Annotated in this window: 12 protein-coding genes; all 12 read right to left on the reverse strand. The window is 44.4% G+C overall.

What is annotated here, in order from left to right; translation table 11 throughout:
- Positions 1-6 precede the first annotated feature (6 nt).
- On the reverse strand, positions 7-1,947 hold the full coding sequence (gene uup / locus GTH32_RS08750; RefSeq protein ID WP_163084853.1) for an ATP-binding cassette ATPase Uup: 1,941 nt from the start codon (positions 1,945-1,947) through the stop codon (positions 7-9).
- Positions 1,944-2,177: a glutaredoxin family protein gene (locus GTH32_RS08755; RefSeq protein ID WP_163084854.1), complete on the reverse strand. Its 234-nt coding sequence runs from the start codon at positions 2,175-2,177 to the stop codon at positions 1,944-1,946. Before GTH32_RS08755 ends, uup begins: the two co-directional genes overlap by 4 nt.
- Positions 2,174-4,270, reverse strand: coding sequence for a bifunctional 23S rRNA (guanine(2069)-N(7))-methyltransferase RlmK/23S rRNA (guanine(2445)-N(2))-methyltransferase RlmL (rlmKL, locus tag GTH32_RS08760; protein WP_163084855.1), 2,097 nt, complete (start codon positions 4,268-4,270; stop codon positions 2,174-2,176). Before rlmKL ends, GTH32_RS08755 begins: the two co-directional genes overlap by 4 nt.
- 69 nt (positions 4,271-4,339) lie before the next feature.
- Positions 4,340-5,347 (reverse strand): quinone-dependent dihydroorotate dehydrogenase, encoded by a 1,008-nt coding sequence (gene pyrD, locus GTH32_RS08765; RefSeq protein WP_163084856.1) that lies wholly within the window; start codon positions 5,345-5,347, stop codon positions 4,340-4,342.
- Between the two features lie 75 nt (positions 5,348-5,422).
- Positions 5,423-10,261 carry an NAD-glutamate dehydrogenase gene (locus GTH32_RS08770; RefSeq protein WP_163084857.1) on the reverse strand — a complete coding sequence of 1,613 codons (4,839 nt, stop codon included), beginning with the start codon at positions 10,259-10,261 and terminating at the stop codon, positions 5,423-5,425.
- A 174-nt stretch (positions 10,262-10,435) separates the two neighbouring features.
- Entirely contained in the window at positions 10,436-12,754 is a 2,319-nt protein-coding gene (locus tag GTH32_RS08775) for an efflux RND transporter permease subunit (protein WP_163084858.1), read from the reverse strand.
- 15 nt (positions 12,755-12,769) lie between these two features.
- Complete coding sequence (locus GTH32_RS08780) at positions 12,770-13,816, reverse strand: WD40/YVTN/BNR-like repeat-containing protein (RefSeq protein WP_163084859.1); 1,047 nt, start codon at positions 13,814-13,816, stop codon at positions 12,770-12,772.
- A gap of 75 nt (positions 13,817-13,891) precedes the next feature.
- Positions 13,892-15,259: a DUF1329 domain-containing protein gene (locus tag GTH32_RS08785; RefSeq protein ID WP_163084860.1), complete on the reverse strand. Its 1,368-nt coding sequence runs from the start codon at positions 15,257-15,259 to the stop codon at positions 13,892-13,894.
- 12 nt (positions 15,260-15,271) lie between these two features.
- Entirely contained in the window at positions 15,272-17,347 is a 2,076-nt protein-coding gene (locus GTH32_RS08790; protein WP_163084861.1) for a DUF1302 domain-containing protein, read from the reverse strand.
- A 289-nt stretch (positions 17,348-17,636) separates the two neighbouring features.
- Positions 17,637-17,882, reverse strand: coding sequence for a DUF2835 family protein (locus GTH32_RS08795; RefSeq protein WP_163084862.1), 246 nt, complete (start codon positions 17,880-17,882; stop codon positions 17,637-17,639).
- Positions 17,863-20,457 carry an aminopeptidase N gene (gene pepN, locus GTH32_RS08800; protein ID WP_163084863.1) on the reverse strand — a complete coding sequence of 865 codons (2,595 nt, stop codon included), beginning with the start codon at positions 20,455-20,457 and terminating at the stop codon, positions 17,863-17,865. The genes GTH32_RS08795 and pepN overlap by 20 nt, the downstream gene beginning before the upstream one ends.
- A 33-nt stretch (positions 20,458-20,490) precedes the next feature.
- Positions 20,491-21,966 carry a Na+/H+ antiporter NhaC gene (nhaC, locus tag GTH32_RS08805; RefSeq protein WP_163084864.1) on the reverse strand — a complete coding sequence of 492 codons (1,476 nt, stop codon included), beginning with the start codon at positions 21,964-21,966 and terminating at the stop codon, positions 20,491-20,493.
- Between the last annotated feature and the right edge of the window lie 19 nt (positions 21,967-21,985).

A 21,985-nucleotide genomic window follows, 5' to 3' on the forward strand; every position in this document is an offset into this window, starting at 1 on the left:
TCCTATTTACTGCTGATTATCTTCCAGCATACTTTCTAGTTCATCCCAGCGCGTGTATTTTTGAGCTAGGGCGTTTTCTTTATCTGCTAACAGCGATAAGGTTGCTGCAGTACTCTCATTATCCTGTTTGAAAAACTCAGGATCATTCACCTGCAACTGCAGCGCTTCAACATCACTTTCGAGCTGTTCAATATCCGCTGGCAGGGTTTCTAGTTCTCGTTGATCTTTATATGATAACTTTTTCGTCTTACGGGGAGAAGACTTATGGCTAGGACTATTGCCATTAGAATTAGTTTCATTCTTTACCTTAGCTTTTTCTTCTTTAATTACCCGCTCGCGTTGTGCGTCTTGTTCTTTATACCAGTTTTCTACATCAGTGAAACCACCAATGAACTCACGCAATCTGCCTTCACCCTCAAATACCACGCAGCTGTTTGCTACATTATCAACAAATTCCCTATCGTGGCTTACCAGTAATACCGTACCCTGATATTCATTTAGCAAGGTTTCCAACATTTCCAAGGTTTCGACATCAAGGTCGTTAGTTGGCTCATCAAGCACTAACACATTACTAGGTTTTAACATTAACTTTGCTAGCATCAAGCGGTTTTTTTCACCGCCTGATAACGATTTCACGGGGGCATTTACCCGTTCAGGCGAAAATAAATAGTCTTGTAAGTAGCTAATAACATGGCGCGGGTGGCCATTAACCACTAAATCCCGTTTACCATCTCCAACCGCGTCAATAACTGTTTGTTCTAAGTCTAGTCCATGGCGGTGCTGGTCAAAGTAGGCGACTTCTAAGTTTGTCCCCTGCTTCGTCGTTCCCTTGTCTGGACTTAACGTACCTAGCAACAGCTTAATGAGCGTACTTTTGCCGCTACCATTAGGCCCTATAAGAGCGAGTTTATCGCCACGTAAAACATTGAGCGATAAATCCTTAACTATGGTTTTACCCCCAATATCGAAGTGTAAATCTTTCACTTCAAATACCATTTTGCCCGACCGTGTGCCTTGGTGCTGGCTTACCACAGCGTTGCCTTGTACAGCTCGGCGAGCACGTCTTTCGTCACGTAGTTTTTTCAGCGCCCGAACACGCCCCTCATTTCGTGTTCTTCGCGCTTTAATCCCTTGCCTTATCCAAACTTCTTCTTGCGCTAATTTTTTATCGAATTCCGCATTGTGGGCGGCTTCAACCTCTAAATCCTGTTGTTTTTTAGCAAGATAAGTGTCGTAATTACCGGGATAGCTGGTAATACTGCCGCGATCTAGGTCTACAATACGGGTAGCCATACTGCGAATAAATGCCCTATCGTGGCTTACAAATACAATGGCGCCATTGTAATTAGATAGGCTCGACTCTAACCAACGAATCATTTCGATATCCAAGTGGTTAGTAGGCTCATCAAGCAACAACAAATCGGGTTGTCGTACAAGTGCACGGGCTAAGGCCGCTTTTCGGCGCCAGCCGCCTGATAAAGTAGACAGTGATATTTCTGGCTCCAGCTTTAACATGGTAAGCGTTTGCTCTATTTGCTGTTCAAATTGCCATGCGTCACGGGCTTCCAGCGTCTCTTGTAAAGTTTGAAGTTTATTTAAGTTTATCTCACTCGGGTCTTCTGCCACCAAACGGGTTTGGTGGAAATATGCCTTTAGCGTTTCGCCAATATCCGCTAACCCTTCTGCCACATAGTCGAATAAACTAACGTCGGTGGTTTGCGGCGGATCTTGCTCTAACCTGGCTATTACCGTATTGTTTTCGATAATACGCTGGCCGTCATCGGCAATAATATCCCCGGCAATAACCTTCATTAATGTAGATTTACCGCTACCGTTTCTGCCAACCAAACATACACGTTCTTTGGGTTGAACAACCAACTCAATACCATCAAGTAAAGGGGGATTGCCGTATATAACAGTGATGTTCTTTAACTGCAAAATGCTCACTGTAAAAATGCCTCCAAAGTACTGCTGTCAAAGGGCCAACCAATTTCAGATTGATTATCAGCGCGTTTGAGCACGGGAATACGCGCGCCATAAAGATGATAAAGTTCGGCATCAGTACGAATATTAATTTTTTCGATTTCAAGTGATGAGTACATGGACGTTTTTGCTAATTCAACGTCAGCGAGGTCACACAAACTGCATTGTGGTCCTGTGTAAAAGTATAACTTCATAGCGTTAATACCCAGCATTGATGAATATTGCCTTTGCGGGCAAAATCTTCAGGAATAGTCTGTTTGGTGATATTTTCAATGGAAAAGCCTAACGCGGTAAGTGCATTGGTATCTAACTTAAAGCCACGCTTATTATTAGAGAAAATAACCGTACCCTTTTCATTTAAGCAGCGATGTGCGTTAGTCAGCATAGCCACATGATCCCGTTGTACATCCCATGTGCCCTGCATACGCTTGGAATTTGAAAACGATGGTGGATCAATGAAAATTAAATCGTATTTACCTTTGTGGTCTGCCAACCAGGTAGTACAGTCTGCTTGGATGAACGCATGGGGGTTGCTTAGCTTATTGAGCGCTACGTTCTTTTTCGCCCAATCCAGATAGGTATTTGACATATCAACAGTGGTGACGGACTTAGCGCCACCTTTCGCGGCAAATACCGACACGCTGCCGGTATAAGCAAACAGGTTAAGTACGTCTTTGCCTTTTGCCATTTGCATTACCTTTTGACGGGTATTGCGGTGATCAAGGAACAACCCAGTATCTAAGTAATCAGTAAGGTTTACTAAAAACTGAGCGCCGTTCTCATACACCTGCATCATATCGCCAGACTGGTTAAATTTTTCGTATTGCTTGGTGCCTTTTTGTTGGCTTCTTACTTTAAGCGCAATTTGTTTTGGCGATGCGCCTGTTACCATGGGTAGGTAGAGCAATACTTCTTGCAAGCGTTTGCGGGCCTTGTCTTCAGAAACTGTTTTAGGTGGGGCGTATTCTTGTACTACGAGCCAATCGTCATAGCGATCGATGGCCACATTATAGTCAGGCAAATCAGCATCATAGATGCGATAACAATTCGTATCTGCGTTCTTAATCCAGCCCTTTAAGCGTTTTAAATTTTTCTTAAGGCGGTTGGCAAACTCATGGTTAGCGGCGTCGTCACTAAATTGAACCGTATTGTCATCGTCTAAAGAATAATTAACCAATCGACATTCAAGTTTTCCATTATTCATCGCGTAGTCTTTTGAAGCGCGAAGTTTGAGTACCCGCAGAAGATCGCGGTTACTGCTTAGTAACGTAACATGCCATCCTTTCCATGCTTCTTTAAAGCGCTTGCCCCAGTCGTTAAACAAGGGAATAAGGGAGGTTAACTCACCCAACCGTTCTCCATAAGGCGGGTTTGATACTACATATCCTGGCGTTGCAACAGGGGGAGACGATTTAGTGGCATCTTGAACACTAAACTTTATGTCGTTAAACACACCAGCGAAGTCTGCATTTTCTTTGGCAATGCTTATCATTTTACGGCTTGCATCGGCCGCAAATATAGCGCCAGTTTCTGTTTTTTGTGCCCCTAAGGCGTCTTCTACAATAGACTCCCATAGGCTACTTTCATGACCTAGCCACTTATTAAAGCCCCAAAATTGGCGCTTGATACCAGGCGCAATATTACGCGCAATATAGGCAGCTTCAATAGCAATGGTACCCGAGCCACACATAATATCGGTAAGAGGGGCGTGAGTATTTTCGGTCCAACCGCTACGCATTAACATGGCGCAAGCAATGTGTTCCTTTAATGGCGCCTCGCCCGTTTGCTGCCTATAGGCCCTTTGGTGCAAGCTCGCACCTGCCATATCAAGCCCTATAATTACATGGTCGCGTTGAAGTCTTGCATACACCGGGAAATCTGGCATTTTGCGCTCAACTGATGGGCGTGCCAGCCCCTGTTCCACGAATTGATCAACAATGGCATCTTTAATTTTTACCGCCCCAAACTGGGTATTTTTAAGCGCGAAATTCGTGCCTATAAACTGCACAGATAGCGTATGACGCGACGCCATATGTTGTTGCCAATCAATGCCCATAGCGGTTTCATAAAGGGCTTCGGCATTGTTTGCTTTTCCGGTTCCTAGTACCCAGACCACACGGTTAGCCAAGCGTGACCAAAGACAAAGACGATAAGCGTCTGCTTTAGTTCCTTCAAACTGCATCATGCCAGGCGCTTGTTTTATTTGCGCCTCAGGGCATAAGGTTAAAATTTCTTGCTTTAGAAGTTCGTCTAAGCCGCGGCTGGTTGTGACCAGAATAGTATTCATTCAATTACCTGATAGTGCGTGTTGTACCAACACGCGTTTTTGTCAAAAAATAGTGTTTGCTAGTGGCTATTATAACGCTTTTACAATACGTTTAACGAGGTCTGGCCCCTGATAAATAAACGAAGAATAAACCTGCACCAAAGAGGCCCCGGCATTTAGCCGTGCCTGCGCTGATTCTGGGGAATCAATGCCACCTACCCCTATGATGGGAATGGCGCGATCAAGCGCCTGTGCCAATTTTTTCGTTACATTTAAACTCATATCGGTAAGTACAGCCCCGCTTAGGCCGCCCATCTCATCAGCGTGTTCAAGTCCTACAACCGACTCGCGTGATAAGGTGGTGTTAGTCGCAATGACACCGTCCATTTTTGTTTTCAATAACGACGCCGCAATGCTGGTAATTTCCTCATCGCTTAAATCGGGGGCTATTTTGATGAACAAGGGAACGTACTTACTGTGCGTTTGGGTTAGTTTTTCTTGGGCTGATTTTAATCCTGACAACAAGGCATCAAGCGCGTCGCCGTATTGCAAGTTTCTTAGCCCAGGCGTATTTGGAGAAGAAATATTGATGGTGATGTAGCTTGCGTAAGGATACACCTTGTTTAAGCAAATTAGATAGTCATCTAACGCCTTCGCTTCTTCGGTATCCTTATTTTTTCCAATATTTATTCCTATTGGGCCTTTAAATTTAGCTTGTTTCACCTGCTCAACAAGATGGTCTACGCCTTTGTTATTAAAGCCCATACGGTTGATGATGGCCTGCTTCTCAGGCAGACGGAATAAGCGCGGCTTAGGGTTACCAGGTTGGGGCTTTGGTGTCACTGTGCCTATCTCTACAAAACCGAACCCCATATTCGCGAACGCGTCAATACAGTCGCCATTTTTATCTAACCCCGCGGCCAAACCTACAGGGTTAGCAAAGGTGATCCCCGCTACCGTCACCGGTTTTGAAATCGTATTGGTGCTATACATCCACTTTAGCGGCGTATGCTGGGTTTTATTCAACCAGTTAATGGTGAAATCATGGCTTTTTTCGGGCTCGCATTGAAGCAGAAGTTTTTGCACTAAAGATTGCATGGGCGTCTTATATCACTTAATTGGTATAAAAAAGCCCTGATAAACAGGGCTTGGTCCTCGCTGAATGCGTGTATTCTAATGGTTAGACTTCACGCTTAAAAGCATCAATTCACGTAAAGCGACAGAAAACTTCGCAAATTCGTGGGTGGCGCTGGTTTTAAACTCTGACATCATGTGATACCAGCGCTTTAATAGCACCTGATTGCTCTCTATCCATTCGCTAAGAATTTGATCTGCATCGTTCAAATCTGGGTTCGCTTGCAATAAGTTAGCGGCAATAGAACGCTGCTGCCAGTCGAGTTCTTCGCGGTACGAGGCCCGTGCGAGTGCTTGCCAATGGTTACTTACGGTCTGATTGTTAATCTGATCTAAGAACCAATGAAGTTCTAGTCGCGAACCTAGTTGGAAGTACAATCGGGCGATAACATCGGTTTCATGACTGTCATCAGCCACCACGTGGGCAAGGTCAAAGCTTGAGAACATATTCGAGAAGCTTGCTACTTTATACGCAATATCCTGCGGTACATTTTGATCTGCATACTCGCGAGTGAGTGTTTCTAATTGTGCATATTCAGATTCGACTAAATAGTCCTGCAAGTTTTTAGACAAAGTTTCAAAGGTTTCTCTGTAACTTGCAATAGCCTCTTCAATAGATAGGGCTTTGTTCCCGTGGCGAATATACCAGCGTGCAGAACGACGCATTATTCTGCGGGCTTCATCGAGCATAGTTAGCTGTAATTGCGCCGAAATCGTATTGTCTAACTGCTCTATCTTCGACCATAAATCTTCCATATTGAAAATGCCGTGCACAATTGAGTACGCATCCGCAATTTCCTGAACGCTTGCGCCTGTTTCTTCTTGCAACCTAAATACAAAATTTAACCCCATGTCGTTAACCATGTTATTCGTTAACTTAGTGGCAATAATTTCGCTGCGCAGTGGATGTTGCTGCATCTGGTCTTGAAATTTTTGACGTAGTACTTCTGGGAAGGCGCTTATCAACAACCGCCCATGATACGGGTTGTCAGTAATTTCAGGAATGTTTAGTGCATCTTTGAGTACCATTTTGCCATAGGCAATCAGCACGCTAAGTTCTGGGCGTGTTAACCCTTGGTTTGAGGCCACTCTATCTGAAATTTCATCATCACTTGGAATAAATTCAAGCTCGCGATTTAATTGTCCTTCACGCTCTAACCCATGAATAAATCGTAACTGTTCTTTTAGCTGCTTTACGCCAGCTAGCTCGGTAATTGAGATAGACTGGGTTTGGCGATAACAGTCTTTTAGCACAATGCGAGATACATCGTCGGTCATCTCGTAGAGCAGTTTATTGCGCTGTTTAATAGTTAATTCGCCATCGTTAACGACGCTATTGAGCAAGATTTTGATATTAACTTCGTTATCTGAGCAATCTACACCGCCTACGTTATCAATAAAGTCGGTGTTGACTCTTCCTCCACTAGCCGCATATTCAATTCGGCCGAGTTGGGTAAGGCCTAGGTTGCCCCCTTCACCTACAATTTTAGCTTGAACGTCTTTACCGTTTACCCGTAAATCGTCGTTGGCGCGATCCCCTACATCTGAATGGGATTCTTTGGTACTTTTTATATACGTACCAATACCACCATTCCATAACAGGTCCACGGGCATTTTAAGTACATTATGAATGAGCTCATTCGGCGTCATGCTCATTTGACGCGTGCCCAACCATTTTTTCATTTCGGGTGTAAGCTTAATCGATTTCGCTGAACGGCTAAACACACCACCACCTTTAGAAATCAGTGATGTATCGTAGTCTTCCCAGGTAAGCTGGGGGTTCTCGAATAACCGTTTACGCTCAGCATAACTTGTGGCTGCATCTGGGTTAGGATCAAAGAAGATGTGCATGTGGTTAAATGCACATATAAGCCGTGTATGCTGCGATAACAGCATGCCGTTACCGAACACATCACCTGCCATATCACCAATACCTACACAGGTGAAGTCGGTGTTTTGGCAATTGACGCCAATTTCGCGGAAATGGCGTTTTACTGATTCCCATCCGCCGCGTGCAGTAATGCCCATTTTCTTGTGGTCATAACCAATACTGCCCCCAGAGGCAAACGCGTCGCCCAACCAAAAACCGAATTCTTCGGCAATGCCATTGGCAATATCAGAAAAGGTTGCTGTACCTTTGTCTGCCGCCACGACTAAGTATGGATCATCTTCATCAAGACGCACCACATCTTTTGGCGGCACGATTTCGCCGTTAACGATGTTATCGGTAATATCCAATAAGCTTGTAATAAAGATACGGTAACATGCTTGCCCTTCGGCTTGGATAGCTTGACGCCCCTCGCCAACCGGCAGGCGCTTACAAACAAACCCGCCTTTTGCACCAACAGGCACTATTACGGTGTTTTTAACCTGTTGTGCTTTTACCAAACCGAGGATTTCGGTGCGGAAATCTTCTTGTCTAGCAGACCAGCGTAAACCACCACGGGCTACTTTCCCGCCCCGTAGATGCACACCTTCAACGCGTGGGCTGTACACGAACACCTCGAATTTAGGCAACGGCAGGGGCATGTCGGGAATAAGTTCTGGCGCCATTTTAAACGACACATAGGACTTTTCATTGCCGTGTTCATCGGCTTGATAAAAGTTGGTACGCAAGGTAGCAGACATCATGTCTAGATAACGACGAATAATTCGGTCATCATCAAGGTTACTTACATTATCAAGTTGTGCTTTTATATTGTCTAAAAGCCCGTCTTCTTTCTTCGTGCTGCGTTTTTTAGTCGGGTTAAATCGAACATCGAAATAGCTAACTAATAAGCGTGCAATATCGGGGTAATTAGCCAGGGTATTAGCAATATAATCATGGCTAAATGAACTGCCGGTTTGGCGCATATATTTTGCGTAAGCGCGCAAAATTGTTACCTTTCTCCCGGTGAGGTTTGCCCCTAAGATAAGACGGTTAAACGCATCGTCTTCAAGCAGGTTGTACCAAACCTTTGCAAAGCCATCTTGAAACAGACGTTGGGCGTTTTCCATATCGAAATGCTGCCCGCTTTTGTGCAACATCGTAAAGTCCATAACCCAATTCTTCTCACCCTCTGCACAGGTGATTTTATAAGGGCTTTCATCGATTACGCGTAACCCAAAGTTTTCCAACATAGGCAACACATCAGATAAATGAATAGGTTCAGCGCGGTGGAATAGTTTTAATTTTACTACTTGGCTATCGGCTTGCTCTTCCTGCGGACGATAGAACAACATATCTAAGGTACGTTGGTCGTTAAGTTGCTCTAGTTTACCGATATCTACCAACGCAGCGCTTGGAAGGTTATGTTCCATATAACTGCGTGAGAAGGCGTTGTTATATTTACGCTCTAATGCTTTACCCGACGCTTCACCATGCGCAGCACATATAGCCGAAGCTAACCTGTCATTCCATGTCTTGGTTAGCTCGATAATGTTATTCTCAATTTCCTTCACGTCATATTCCGCGTTGTTGTCGTCGACTCGTGCAATGTAATGGGTACGAGCATAGACAGATTCTGAAAAGAAGGTTGTAAATTCCACTTCTTCGGTTGCCCCTAGTGAGGCCCGTAGTAACGCCTGGGTTTCTTTACGTAACTGGGTGTTATATCGCTCACGCGGTACAAATACCATGCAAGAAAAGAAACGACCGTAAACATCTTTACGGATAAACAGACGTGATATTCCCCGCTCTTGCATTTGGAAGATGCCCATTACGATTTGAGCAAGTTCTTCTACTGGGGTTTGCAGTAATTCATCTCGTGGGTAGGTTTCAACAATATTCACAAAGGCCTTATGGGCATGGGTGCCAGGCTCAAACCCTGATAAGTCACAAATGCGCTGAATTTTTTCACGCAATATAGGCAACTGGGTTACGCTCATATTGTAAAACGATGCAGAATAAAGGCCTAAGAAACGGTGCTCTCCAATAACTTGGCCTTCCTTGTTGAATTGTTTCACCCCCACATAGTCCATGTATGCTGGGCGGTGCACCCGTGAACGGGTGTTCGTTTTCGTTAACATAAGCGGGTTTTGGCTTAATGCTTCTTCCCGCGCCGACGGGGGTAATCGAGATAATAAGCGTTCACGGTTGTGAACCGAATTTTTCAATAGGCCTAGGCTACTGTCATTATCGGGTATCCAACGATGATCCCCTTCAATAGCCTTCACTTCGTAATACCTGTACCCCATCATGGTAAAGTTATGATCGCCTAACCATTCTAAGTAGGTTTTTGTTTGTTTTTTCTCTTCACTAGACAGATGCCAATTTAGCTTATTTACGTCCTTTACTACACTATGTAACTTGCCCGTCATATCTTGCCAGTCTTGAACGGCTAGCAAAACTTCATCTACCACAGAATGCAATTCTTTCGTCAAGGTGTCGATATCACTTTTCGATGTTTGATGATCCACCTCGATGAAGATAACCGTTTCTTTACGCGCGCCCTCTAGTGTTTCGCCGGCTTCGGCAAACTTCTCAACCTGGTTTTTATCATTACGCTTAATGTTTATAGGGCTATGCAAAAATAAATGGGTAGTAATATTCAGCCTATTTAGCGACATTCGTACTGAGTCTACGAGGAATGGCATATCGCTAACAATAATTTCTACAATGGTATGGCTAGAGTGCCAACCATGTTTTTCAATTTCAGGGTCGAATACGCGGATGTAGGGTGCGGAGTTATCAAATTTGGCCAAACCATTCCACAAGCTAAGTGTGGCACCGTACAGATCGCTGTCGTTACGGTTTGCTAGGTCATCGCTGGAGATATTTTTATACAACAGGCGGCCGAATTGCTGCACAAGTGACTTCTGCTGCGCATCCACTTTTTTATCGATAAGTGAAAAAACATTGTCTAGCAGTACTGAGTGTCGCTGTGTGGTGACTGTCATTTATAAACCTTAATAAGTGTCGTAAGTGCTGAGTTACATTGCTATTTTCGCTAAAACTGAGAGGTAATAAAAGCCCCTTTTTAACGTCTTATTAACAGCATAGATAAGTATGCAGAAAACACCTATAAAAAAGGGCCTTACGGCCCTTTTTAGTGATTAGCTATGCAAAAATAATTATGCACCTGGGTCGTTTCGGTTCCACCAAAGTACCCGTGCTAATGCAGGAAGCACAATTATTGCGCCTAGCATGTTCACAACGAACATAAAGGTAAGCAGAATTCCCATATCCATCTGGAATTTAAGCGATGAGAATACCCACGTGCTTACCCCAATCGCCAAGGTAATGCCGGTAAATAACACCGCACTTCCCCGCTCTTTCAAGGCGGCTAAATAGGCCTCTTGCACGGTGGCGCCCTGTTTTAGCATCGAATTCTTAGTAGAAAGAATATAGATACCATAGTCGACACCAATACCCACACCCAGTGCGATAACAGGTAGAGTAGATACGGTCAATCCTATTTGTAGGTACGTCATCAGCGCTTGTGCTAGTACCGATACTACATACAGCGGAATAACAACGACTAAGGTAGCGCGAATTGAACGGAAACTAATTAAGCACAGTGCAATCACCGCCCCAAATACATATAGCATCATAGGATCTTGGGCTGCTTTTACCGCTTCGTTCGTGGCTGCCATTACACCCACGGGACCTGAGGCTAAGCTAAACTTCATATCGTCGGTTTCATACTCGTCACGATACACTTTAACCGCATCTACCACCCGTGAAATGGTTTCAGCTTTGTGATCTTCCATAAATAGAATAATCGGCATCACTGAGCAATCGCCATTAAGCAAACCTGATGAGGTAGGTACGCGAGAGATTGCCTGTACAAGGGTTTGTTGGTTACGTGGTAATACTTGCCACTTAACGTTACCTTCGTTGTAACCGGCATTCACAATTTTTGCTACCGATGCCAATGACACTGCCGATTGCACCCCAGGTACGTTTTCCATTTTCCATTGGAAATCATCCATCGCTTTCATCACGCTGTGAGAAGTACACGCTTCAGGTGTGGTTTCTACCAAAATAGAAATGTAATCTACCGTCACTTCGTACTTATCAGTGATAAGGAAGGTATCTTGGTTGTAGCGAGAAGTTTCATGTAGTGCAGGAGCGCCAGCATGGAGATCCCCTATTTTCATGTTTTGTGCTTGAAAGTGTCCAAACACAAACAGCGCCGCTGTAACCAATAAAATAACGATGGCAGGCTTCTTACGAGAACACGCTGCAATCACTGTCCAAAACCGGCTATGTGAACCTTCTTTTCCTGCAAATTTATCGACATAATTCTTATCAAGCTTCAAAAAGCTCATTAGTACCGGTAAAAGTACTAGGTTAGTCAGTATGATAACTGCCACACCCATACTTGCGGTAATCGCTAATTCGCGAATAATACCGATATCGATAACCAATAATGTCATGAAGCCTACGGTATCAGACAGTAAGGCCACGCCCCCGGGAATTAATAAGCTTCTAAACGCCGACATTGCCGCACGTTTTGCACCTATACCAGATACGGCTTGCTTTTCGACAGCGTTGATCATCTGTACGCCGTGACTTACACCAATGGCGAAGACTAAGAAAGGGACCAGTATCGACATCGGGTCCATGCCAAAGCCTAACAGCGTAAGCAGGCCTAGCTGCCAAACTACTGCGATAACCGAGCACAATAGCGGCAGTACTGTGAGCATGATGCTTCGCGAGAAGAAATACACCATGACCGCCGTAATTGCGATAGCAATGGCAAAAAATAACAATACATCTTTAGCGCCATCAGCAACGTCGCCAATCATTTTGGCGAATCCAATGACATGTATAGAAATATTGTCGTTTTCAAACTCACCGCGTAACTGCTTTTCAAGCTCACCGGCAAGCGCAAGGGTATCTAAGGGTTCGCCTGTTTGTGGGTCAATATCAAGCAATTGTGCGGTTACCATGGCACAGCTGTAATCGCTTGCTACTTGGCGACCAACAATATTGGCCTTTTCAATATTTGCGGCAACCAAATCTAACGCATCTTGACTTTGTGAGTTAAAGTCTGCGGGTATCACCGGGCCGCCGGCAAAACCACCTTCTACAATTTCTGTAAAACGGGTGGAAGGAGAAAATAATGAAACAACTAAAGAGCGATTTACTCCGTTGATAAAAAACAACTGGTCGTGAACATTCTTCAACGTATCAAAGAAGTTGGTGTTAAAAATATTGCCATTTTTATCACACACAGAAACCAGAATATTATTAGCACCACCAAAATCCTTACGGTGCTCAATGTAGGTTTGCATGTACTCGTGATTAAGCGGAATGTTTTTCTCAAAACCTGCGTCTAAGCGCATTTGAGAGGCCTGGAAACCTAGGAAAAGTGTGGCAAGTGCAAAAATTGCCACAAGCAGTTTTCGGTTGGCAAAAACTAAGTGTTCAATGAAATGGGTCATAATACTGTGGCTACCCTACTCTAAATTAAGCGTTTTAATGCCATTAGCTGAAACCGCTATGGTCTGGCCATTAAAAGATACTGCATTGAGTAATGCCGCTTTATCTTCTACTTGGCGTGTTTCTACGCCCGTTGCTGGCGTACATGACGAGGGATTTGCATAAGGGTTATGCTGGCTGGTTTGTAGCGGACGGCTTGCCGACACAAGCATACCGTTATTTCCTAAAGCATAAATCTTGTTTGACTCGGTTAGATAAATTGAATTAAGTGTGCTGGTTGAGCAGGTACTTATATATTCCCAATTTTCACTATCGCGAGTGACAAAAATATTTCCTCTTAACCCTACCGCTAATACGGTGTCGCTATCTAGTGGCTTAATATCAAAAAATGAACCCGTATAATCCACGGTAAAACGCTGCCAGCTTTCGCCCCTATCGGTACTACGAGCTAATAAGCCTGCTTCCCCAGCAATATATAGGGTGTTGCCGTGGGCAGTAACGCGGTTTAAATGGGGTAATATCGACTCAAGTTCTTGCTGATAAAAGGCTTCGTCTTCTTCTCGCACACTTTCTAGGTATTCGCGATCATAAGGGTCTAACAAACTAGCATGGCGCTCTGCTTGCCACGATTTCCCGCCATCGAGAGTGCGGTAAAACAAGCCATAGGCACCAAGTGCAATACCATGCTGAGTATCAAAGAATAATACATCTAAAAACGGACGTTGTAATTCGGGCTGAAAATTTTGTACTTCCCACGTCTCACCCCTATCAGGCGAATGTAAGATAACTGCATCATGACCTACGGCCCAAATATGATCACCTTTGATGGTGGCGGCGGTAAGGGTTGACTGTGAAGGCACCTTGAGCTGTTTGAATGACTGGCCATCTTGTGAAATTAGAACGTGCCCTCTCTCTCCCACAATAACTACAAATTCATCAGCGTCTATGTCCAGCAAAACTGACTGCTCAACGAGCGGCGCGATGAATACCTCTTCTGCTGCTACCACAGCTGAATAATTCGCGGCGAATGCTGCTGTGATGCACGCTGCAATGGTTTTTTTCATTCTTAACCATCCTAAGTTATGAGTGTGTGTAAACAAAAACGGTTGGCATCGCCAACCGTTCATTGTGTACGATGATTAACGCATACCCTCTCGTCGTAGCGCTTGAGGTGTAAATTCAACGTCTCTTGGACGTACAGAGAAATCATACATCGACTCTTCATTATCCAAGCCAATGGCCAGGTAACGACGAGAATTCAAATCATGATACGCATCCAATGTAGACCATTGGGTAGGAACTTCGTAGTAGTTAACGCCATAAGCAACGCCTACACGGTAAAGCTCACCACGATTATCATACATATCAGCAACCTGAATTTGCCAGCTATCTTCGTCAATAAAGAATACGCGTTTTTGATATATGTGGCGGAAGCCTTCTTTCAGCGTGGCTTCTACTACCCATACGCGGTGTTTTTCCCAGCGCGTCAAATCAGGGTTTACATGATTTGGTGTAAGTATATCTTCATAGCTTACATTGTCTGAGTGTAGTTGATAGTTGTTATAAGCCACGTACATTTCTTTTTTACCTAACAACTTCCAGTTATAACGGTTTGGTGAACCGTTAAACATATCGAAATCATCGGTAGTACGAAGACCATCGGCTGCTGTTCCTGGCGTGTCATAAGCAATGTTTGGCGCAAGACGTACCCGGCGTTGACCTGTGTTGTATGTCCACGCTTTACGAGGTTCCTTTACCTGATCGACTGTTTCATGTACTAGCAGTGCGGTACCTGCCAATCGCGCCGGCTTGGTAACCTTCTGTTTGAACATAAACAAAACATTGTCTTCGCTAAGTTGTTCCGGCGTCATACCCTCTTCAGCATACTTAATCATAAGCTGTTCATCGAAGCCGATAACATTGTAGTCGCCCGATGTCGTCACCGCAGCTTGGCCACCGTTACGTTCTACGGCTTCACCGCGATAGCGAAGGATATGGTTCCAAATAGCTTCTAGGCCGTTTTGTGGAATAGGAAATGGAATACCTAGCACAGCACCTTTAATACCATTGCCCCCATCGAGCAGTTCAGCGCGGGTGGCATTAACCCTTGTCGCTTCGTAAATTTCTTCAGGGTTTGAAGCAGAACGACGGGTTGGGTAAACCGGCATACGGAAAGTTTCTGGGTACGCTTCAAACAGCTTGATCTGCCCTTCTGACAGGTAGTCAGCATATTCTTTATAGTTTTGTGCGGTTATTTCAAACAACACCTTATCTTCTGGGTAAGGATCTGGGTGATGGTCGCCCACAGAATACCCTTCTGGCGCTTTAGTAATACCTCCCGTCCACGCAGGAATGCTTCCATCAGCGTTAGCGGCTTTTTCAGCACCTAACGGGGTAAGTTCATTGCCCAGTTTGTTGGCTTGCTCGTCTGATATCTTGGCTAATGCGTGAGTGCCGCTAAGCGCTAACGTCATTGCTGTTGCGATAATGCCTAATTTTCTAATCATAAATACCACTCTTTAAATTGCGTACTTGATGTTAAACGATATGAAGTCACGATCTGAAAGCGCATTCGTTGTGCCAATGCCGCCCCAAAACGCACTATAAGAAGCGGTTGCTGACCATTTGCTTAAGTAATCAAACGTCAAAGATACGGCCGCTGACTTAACATCTTCGGTGAAAAGGTATAGAGGATCCGGTGTGGTTCCATCTACGTCGTGAGAAAACGTTGCACGAGCGCGTAAATTAATACCCGCCATAACGTCATTCCAGTCGGCTACTGCAAGTAGGCGATAACCCCATGCATCATCCGTGGCAAATGGGTTGGTTTCAGGCCCATCAGACAAGCCTACAAGGAGGCCGTCTCGGCTGTTGCCATCTGCTGTTGGTTCTAACGATGGTGTACGCGAGGTGCCAGGTGCATTCAAGCGAATAACATCAGGGTCGGGCATATCAACAATATTGACATAGCCTAGTTCCCCTAATAATACAAAGTTATCGGTACCAAATTTAGGCCCAAAAACATGCGAGGCGGTGAACTGCATTTGCCATGTATCTGACATTAAATAGCCTTCAGCGGTTTCGCCAGGGCCTACAGAACGACCAATATTGTTGAGCTGTGAAATACCCGCTAAATCGTCGCGTCTTAGCGCAGCAATATCAGAATTAGCAAGCTGTTCAGGCATACCCATGTACAGCAGCTCTACATCATCAATTTGTAGCGGTTCGTCTACACGATAGGCAAATTCACCCGCAAACGCAGTAGTGCCAATATTCGTGTTAAAGCTCATACCGTAAAGCTTGATGTCTTCAGGATAGTAGAACTCCGATTGGGTAAATACGCCTAAATCGGTGATGTTATCTTTGGTGATCGTATTTTCTTTCAAATAAGCTAAGTCTGAGAAAATACCTTCAGCGCTAAAGTCTGAGGTTTTACCTGATATAAGTGGGCGCTGACTGTGATAGTTAATATGGTAGAAACTGAACTCCGTTTCATTTAAGTTTTCAGCAAACCACGTTAAACGTAAACCGTATTGTCCCTGATCGTCAGCATCGTGATGTGCGGCATCAGAATAGCCACGTATTGCAACCTTTGTACCATATAACGCATACGCGCCGAGCAAATCTGTTTCGCTAGCACCGCCGTTCAGCATATCGCCGTACTGGTTTAGCACTGTCAATAAATGGTCTAAATCAATATCTGGGTTACCACTAAAACCAAGCTGAACATTTTGGCGTTGACCACCCTCGCCAGCAAAGTCATTACCGGCAAAATAGCTGCCAGAAACGGGAAGCCAGCTGCGCTCCCACTCGTACTGGTAGTAACCAGAGATACTGACATTATTAGTTAAACCGAGCGAGGCATATACCATGCCTACAGGTAAAAATACTTCTTTAAGTTCTGCGCCGGGAGCGCGGGCCCGGGTAACATCCACCGGATTGGTGGTATTGATACCGTGTTGAATAAAGGTACTTTCACCCCAGCTGATAACCTGACGTCCCACACGCAGCGTAAAGGGTTTGTCGCCTATCCACCAATCGCCATAGAAAAAGGCATCGTATAAACGAATATCGGTACATAGTAAATCTTCTGCTTCAGGGTCTTGGCAAAGATCGTATTGGTTGCCGGTGATTGAATTAGAATATGGACGGTCGCCATCCATTTGTTCGAAATCGTAAAACCAAAAGCCCCGGGCAAAGAAGCCATAATCGCCAAAGTTAATATCTAACTCGTGGGTCCCTGATACTTGGGTGGCAAATGCATCACCTGGATCATGATTAAGGTTACCTAAGTCACCGTTGGTGGAATAAGCACCATTTGCTTGCGACCAAACATCATTGCTGGTGTAGATAGGATTGAATGCGGCGTGATAACCAGACCAATCGAACTGCGCATGGTTGCTGTTACCAATTAAGCTGTAATCTCTACTTTCAGTACGAATGCTTGTTGCTAACGTAAAAGTAGAGTCCAAAGAAATGTTTGCATCACCCACTTGCCAATTTGCCGCATTAGCAGGAAGCGTTGCTACCCCTAGAAGCGTGAGTACGCCTACTGCAACTGGTGACATTTTAAAAGCGCTAGGCCTGTTTATCATATTTTTATACTCCCAAGTCGACGCTGAAGGTTGCGTGACATCGTGATCAACCATACCGATTAACAAAATGATTACATCATTTTACCAGAACCGCAAGAAGTAATCGTACCAGTTAACAAAATTTACAACATTAGTGGTATCAAATAGTTATTGTTTTGTGGGGAGTATAAAAGGCGCTTATTGGGGCGATTAAAAAATAAACACAAATCTTAATTGTGTTACGTTTGTATAATTAGCGCTGATGATAGTTGTCGTAGTTTTTTGTTGCTAAACGCCTGTTTGAAAGGGGCTAGCGCAGACGTTCGAAGGCTAAGATTTTGTTGTTTTGATCTACTGTCATACGGAAACGCCCGCTGAGACCTTCGGGGGTTACGAATGGACGAAGCCTAACGGCGGGCACTTGGATTTTTAATCCGTTTTCAGCCGTCATCACAACGTCGCTGTGATGAGGAGAATAAAGCGTCTCACATTCAATGTAAGACGCGTTTATAGAGAAATAGTAATACTGCGTACTATTACGACGAGGCACTGTCATAGGCGAGACTTTTACTCACTTTTTCAAATAAGTCTTTACTTAACCCAGAATGATTTAGTAAACGCGCCAGTTGCTGTTTCATTGCAGACTGGTGTGTTTCACTAAAGCGTTGCCATTGTGTTAACGGGGTAACGATACGGGCCGCCACTTGCGGGTTGATGGCATCGAGTTTAAGAAGATAGTCAGTGACAAACTTATAACCACTGCCATCAAGCGCATGAAACTTCTCACTATTGTAAAATGCGAAGCTACCTATAAGGGAGCGAACTCTGTTTGGATTACCCATACTAAATTGTGGATGCTCGCTTAACATTGTAATGGTAGCGAGAATATTATCGTTGGGTTGCGTGGCGTGTAGTGCGAACCATTTGTCTAGTACAAGAGGATCGTGGGCCCACTGTTGTTCGAATTTCGCCATCAGTTGTTCAAACACACAGGTGTGTTGAGACGCACGTAGCGCACCAAGTGAATCGGTCATATTATCGGCATGCTTAAACTGGGTCTCAACCAAGCTTACGTTTTCAGCACTGCGCGCTAGGAGCGCCAAGATCACATTTTTACAGCGCCGACTAATAACTGCGTCTTGATTGTACACATATGTACCCCCGTCTATGCCCTTAAAAATATTAAGTAATACACTATTTAGATTAGCCGCAAATGCATCACAAAATTGGTTACGCGCATTGATTAGCCTCGCAACCTCAATATTTTCCCTACTTTGACAGAGTGTTTCAAAGGATGGAATAACAAGACACTCGCCGAGAAGCTCAAGATTATTCTTTTCACTTTCAATCGCTTGACTAAGGGACGACCAGATAGCAGGCGATATCTCAGCAGTTGTGTCTTGATAAAGTGTCTCGATACAACGGTCATATAGCGACTGCATTGCATCCCACCGGTTAAAAGCATCATGGGCATGGGTAAATATGGTTAAAAGCCCCTTAATGTCGAGCGGATTTTCTACCTTCGATGGCGCAGAAAAATTGCCTAACAACACAGGAGTTAATTGTTCAGTGTGGCTAGATACAGTGAATGTTATCTCAGGTTTATCTAAGATAAGCAGTCCATCTTTAATTAATCCTTGCTCGTCTTGATACTGCTTACCAGTATGGTCAATTATTTCTATGGCCACAGGAATATACAGTGCTGTCTTTTCTTTCTGATCCGCGGTGGGCTTTGTGTACTGCGATAACGTAAAGTTATGTACGCCTTGTTCTTTATCAAAATTATGGGCAAGACGTATTTGCGGCGTACCAGACTGACTATACCAGCGCGCGAAATGGCTAAGGTCAGTTTCGGTTGCCGACTGCATAGCAGCAATAAAGTCGTCACAGGTAACGGCTTGGCCGTCATGGCGGCGGAAATATTCATCCATTCCTTGCCTAAATTTCTCAGGCCCAAGCAAAGTATGAAACATGCGAATAACTTCAGCGCCTTTATCGTATACGGTTACCGTATAAAAGTTATTCATTTCAATAACTTCTTCAGGGCGTATAGGATGACTCATTGCGCTGGCATCTTCCGCAAACTGATGTTCTCGCATAACCCTAACATGTTTAATTCTGTTGCTTAGGGCAGAGGTCATATCAGCACTAAACTGTTGATCTCTAAATACCGTGAGGCCTTCTTTTAAGCTTAATTGGAACCAGTCACGACAGGTGACGCGATTACCTGTCCAATTGTGAAAATATTCATGGGCAATAACAGCTTCAACATTAAAGAAATCTTCGTCTGTGGCCGATGCTTGTTCAGCCAATACAAATTTGCTGTTAAATATATTTAGCCCTTTGTTCTCCATGGCGCCCATGTTGAAAAAGTCGACAGCCACAATCATGTAAATGTCTAAATCGTATTCGAGGCCAAATACTTCTTCATCCCACTTCATTGCGCGTTTTAGTGACGCCAGTGCGAAATGACCTTGGTCTTTTTTACCCTTATCCACATAGAGCTCTAAAGCCACTTGTTTACCACTAGCAGTAATAAAGGTATCACAAAGTAAATCGAAATCTCCCGCCACCAAGGCAAACAGGTAGCAAGGTTTAGGATGCGGATCGTGCCATGTTACATAATGCGTGCCGTCAGCATTCTCCCCTTTATCGATAGGGTTTCCATTGGACAACAGCATGGGAAAGCGAGAGTCCCCAATTACCGTTACGGTATACACCGAAAGCACATCAGGTCTATCTAAGAAGTAGGTAATACGGCGAAAGCCTTCAGCTTCACATTGAGTACAATAAGCGCCGCCTGATAAATAAAGCCCTTCTAACGCTTTATTGTTTTGTGGGTCAATTTCCGTCTCAATATACAACTCGAAACTGTCGCGTTGTGTATTCACCGTTAAGGTGTTTTCACTCTCTTCATAATCAGTATGCGCTTCACCATTAAGTTTAAGCGCAATAAGGGTTAATTTGTTTCCATCTAGCACTAAAGGTGCACTGTGCTCACCTTGACGCGTGATGCTTAGAATGCTGACTACACGCGTGGCAGTAGGATGAAGTTTAACCGTAAGCTTTACGGTAGAAATAAGAAAAGCGGGCGGTTGGTAATCCGCCCTTTTTTTAGCTTGTAGTGACATAGAACCTCTTTAAAGAACGTCTAAGCGACAAGGTTACTGATTGGCTTCTGCTTCAGTTCGCTCTACGTTAGGTGGTGTAAGGCGAAGGATTTTAATTCCTAAGTAAGCATATATGATGGCCAGTATTGGATTGATCACATTGAAAAACGCATAAAACACATAGTCGAACGGATTCACCAGCAATACGCTATGCATATAAGCACCACATGTATTCCACGGAATCAGCGGAGACGTTAACGTGCCGCCATCTTCAAGGCTGCGGGACAGATTTAACTGATTGAGGCCGCGCTTTTTAAACTCTTCTTTGTACATACGTCCTGGCATGACAATAGACATATACTGATCGGCAGTCACCAAGTTTGTGCCAAAACAAGTGAGTATGGTTCGACTGACCATATCGCCTGCAGACTTTGCCCCTAACAGTATCGTAGAAACAGCACGCTTTAATAGCCCTACTCGTTCTAGTACTGCGCCAAATGACATTGCGCAAATAATAAGCCAAATTGTATTTAGCATTGATGACATACCACCACGTGATAATAAACTGTTTAAGTTTTCATCTGGTGTTGAAAAACTAACGCCATCAAATAATGCCGTCCACACTACCTTTAATGCACCAATTCCCGCTGAGTCGTCACTGCTCGCCATAGACGACACAACATCCCATTGAAAAAGCACGGCCCAAATGCCGCCCAGTAACGCCCCAATGGACACGGCTGGAAAGGCTGGTACTTTCTTAACAGCTAGAGTTAGCAATACCACAAGAGGCACGAGCAGATACCAACTTAAATTAAAGGACGCGTTAAGCAATGTTTGCATTTGTTCAATACGCTCAGCTTTTGCATCCCCTACTTCACTAAAGCCCAGTATCACAAATAATACCAAGGCAATAATAAAACTAGGAATAGTGGTCCACATCATGTATTTGATGTGTTCGAACAAATCGGTGCCTGCCACAGCGGGAGCTAAGTTGGTGGTTTCTGATAACGGAGAAATCTTATCCCCAAAGTAAGCGCCTGATATCACCGCCCCAGCAGTAATGGCCGCTGACATTTCCATACCCGCAGCGACGCCCATAAGGGCAACACCTACCGTAGCGGCGGTGGTCCACGAACTGCCAATACTCATGGCTACTACAGCACAAATGAGGCACGTTGCTGCATAAAAGAAAGAAGGGTTAAGTAGTTCTAAACCAAAATAGATAAGCGTGGGAACGGTACCGGCAAGCATCCATGTGCCAATAAGAGAGCCCACCGCAAGCAAAATAAGGCAGGCGCCCAACGACATTGAAATCCCGTCTACAATGCCTTTTTCAATGGTTTTCCAGCTGTAACCATTTTTCATACCAATTACCGCGGCCATTCCCATGGCGAGTAGCAAGGCAATTTGGTTAGGCCCGTATGACGAGTCGTCTTGAAATAAGTAAACAGCCCCACCCATCATCAATATCAAAGCGATAAGGGGGATGAGGGCGTCCAGTAGTGAAGGTGATTTTAATTGTTTTGACATTATTATTTCTTACTACCTA

Source organism: Alteromonas profundi (genome assembly GCF_010500865.1).
In the GTDB taxonomy this organism is placed as follows: Bacteria; Pseudomonadota; Gammaproteobacteria; order Enterobacterales; family Alteromonadaceae; genus Alteromonas; species Alteromonas profundi.

What these genes read in the sequence shown, in the direction of transcription:
- GTH32_RS08755 (WP_163084854.1), bottom strand. Translation starts at nt 2,177, where the DNA reads ATGAAGTTATACTTTTACACAGGACCACAATGCAGTTTGTGTGACCTC.
- rlmKL (WP_163084855.1), bottom strand. Translation starts at nt 4,270, where the DNA reads ATGAATACTATTCTGGTCACAACCAGCCGCGGCTTAGACGAACTTCTA.
- pyrD (WP_163084856.1), bottom strand. Translation starts at nt 5,347, where the DNA reads ATGCAATCTTTAGTGCAAAAACTTCTGCTTCAATGCGAGCCCGAAAAA.
- GTH32_RS08770 (WP_163084857.1), bottom strand. Translation starts at nt 10,261, where the DNA reads ATGACAGTCACCACACAGCGACACTCAGTACTGCTAGACAATGTTTTT.
- GTH32_RS08775 (WP_163084858.1), bottom strand. Translation starts at nt 12,754, where the DNA reads ATGACCCATTTCATTGAACACTTAGTTTTTGCCAACCGAAAACTGCTT.
- GTH32_RS08780 (WP_163084859.1), bottom strand. Translation starts at nt 13,816, where the DNA reads ATGAAAAAAACCATTGCAGCGTGCATCACAGCAGCATTCGCCGCGAAT.
- GTH32_RS08785 (WP_163084860.1), bottom strand. Translation starts at nt 15,259, where the DNA reads ATGATTAGAAAATTAGGCATTATCGCAACAGCAATGACGTTAGCGCTT.
- GTH32_RS08790 (WP_163084861.1), bottom strand. Translation starts at nt 17,347, where the DNA reads ATGATAAACAGGCCTAGCGCTTTTAAAATGTCACCAGTTGCAGTAGGC.
- GTH32_RS08795 (WP_163084862.1), bottom strand. Translation starts at nt 17,882, where the DNA reads ATGACAGTGCCTCGTCGTAATAGTACGCAGTATTACTATTTCTCTATA.
- pepN (WP_163084863.1), bottom strand. Translation starts at nt 20,457, where the DNA reads ATGTCACTACAAGCTAAAAAAAGGGCGGATTACCAACCGCCCGCTTTT.
- nhaC (WP_163084864.1), bottom strand. Translation starts at nt 21,966, where the DNA reads ATGTCAAAACAATTAAAATCACCTTCACTACTGGACGCCCTCATCCCC.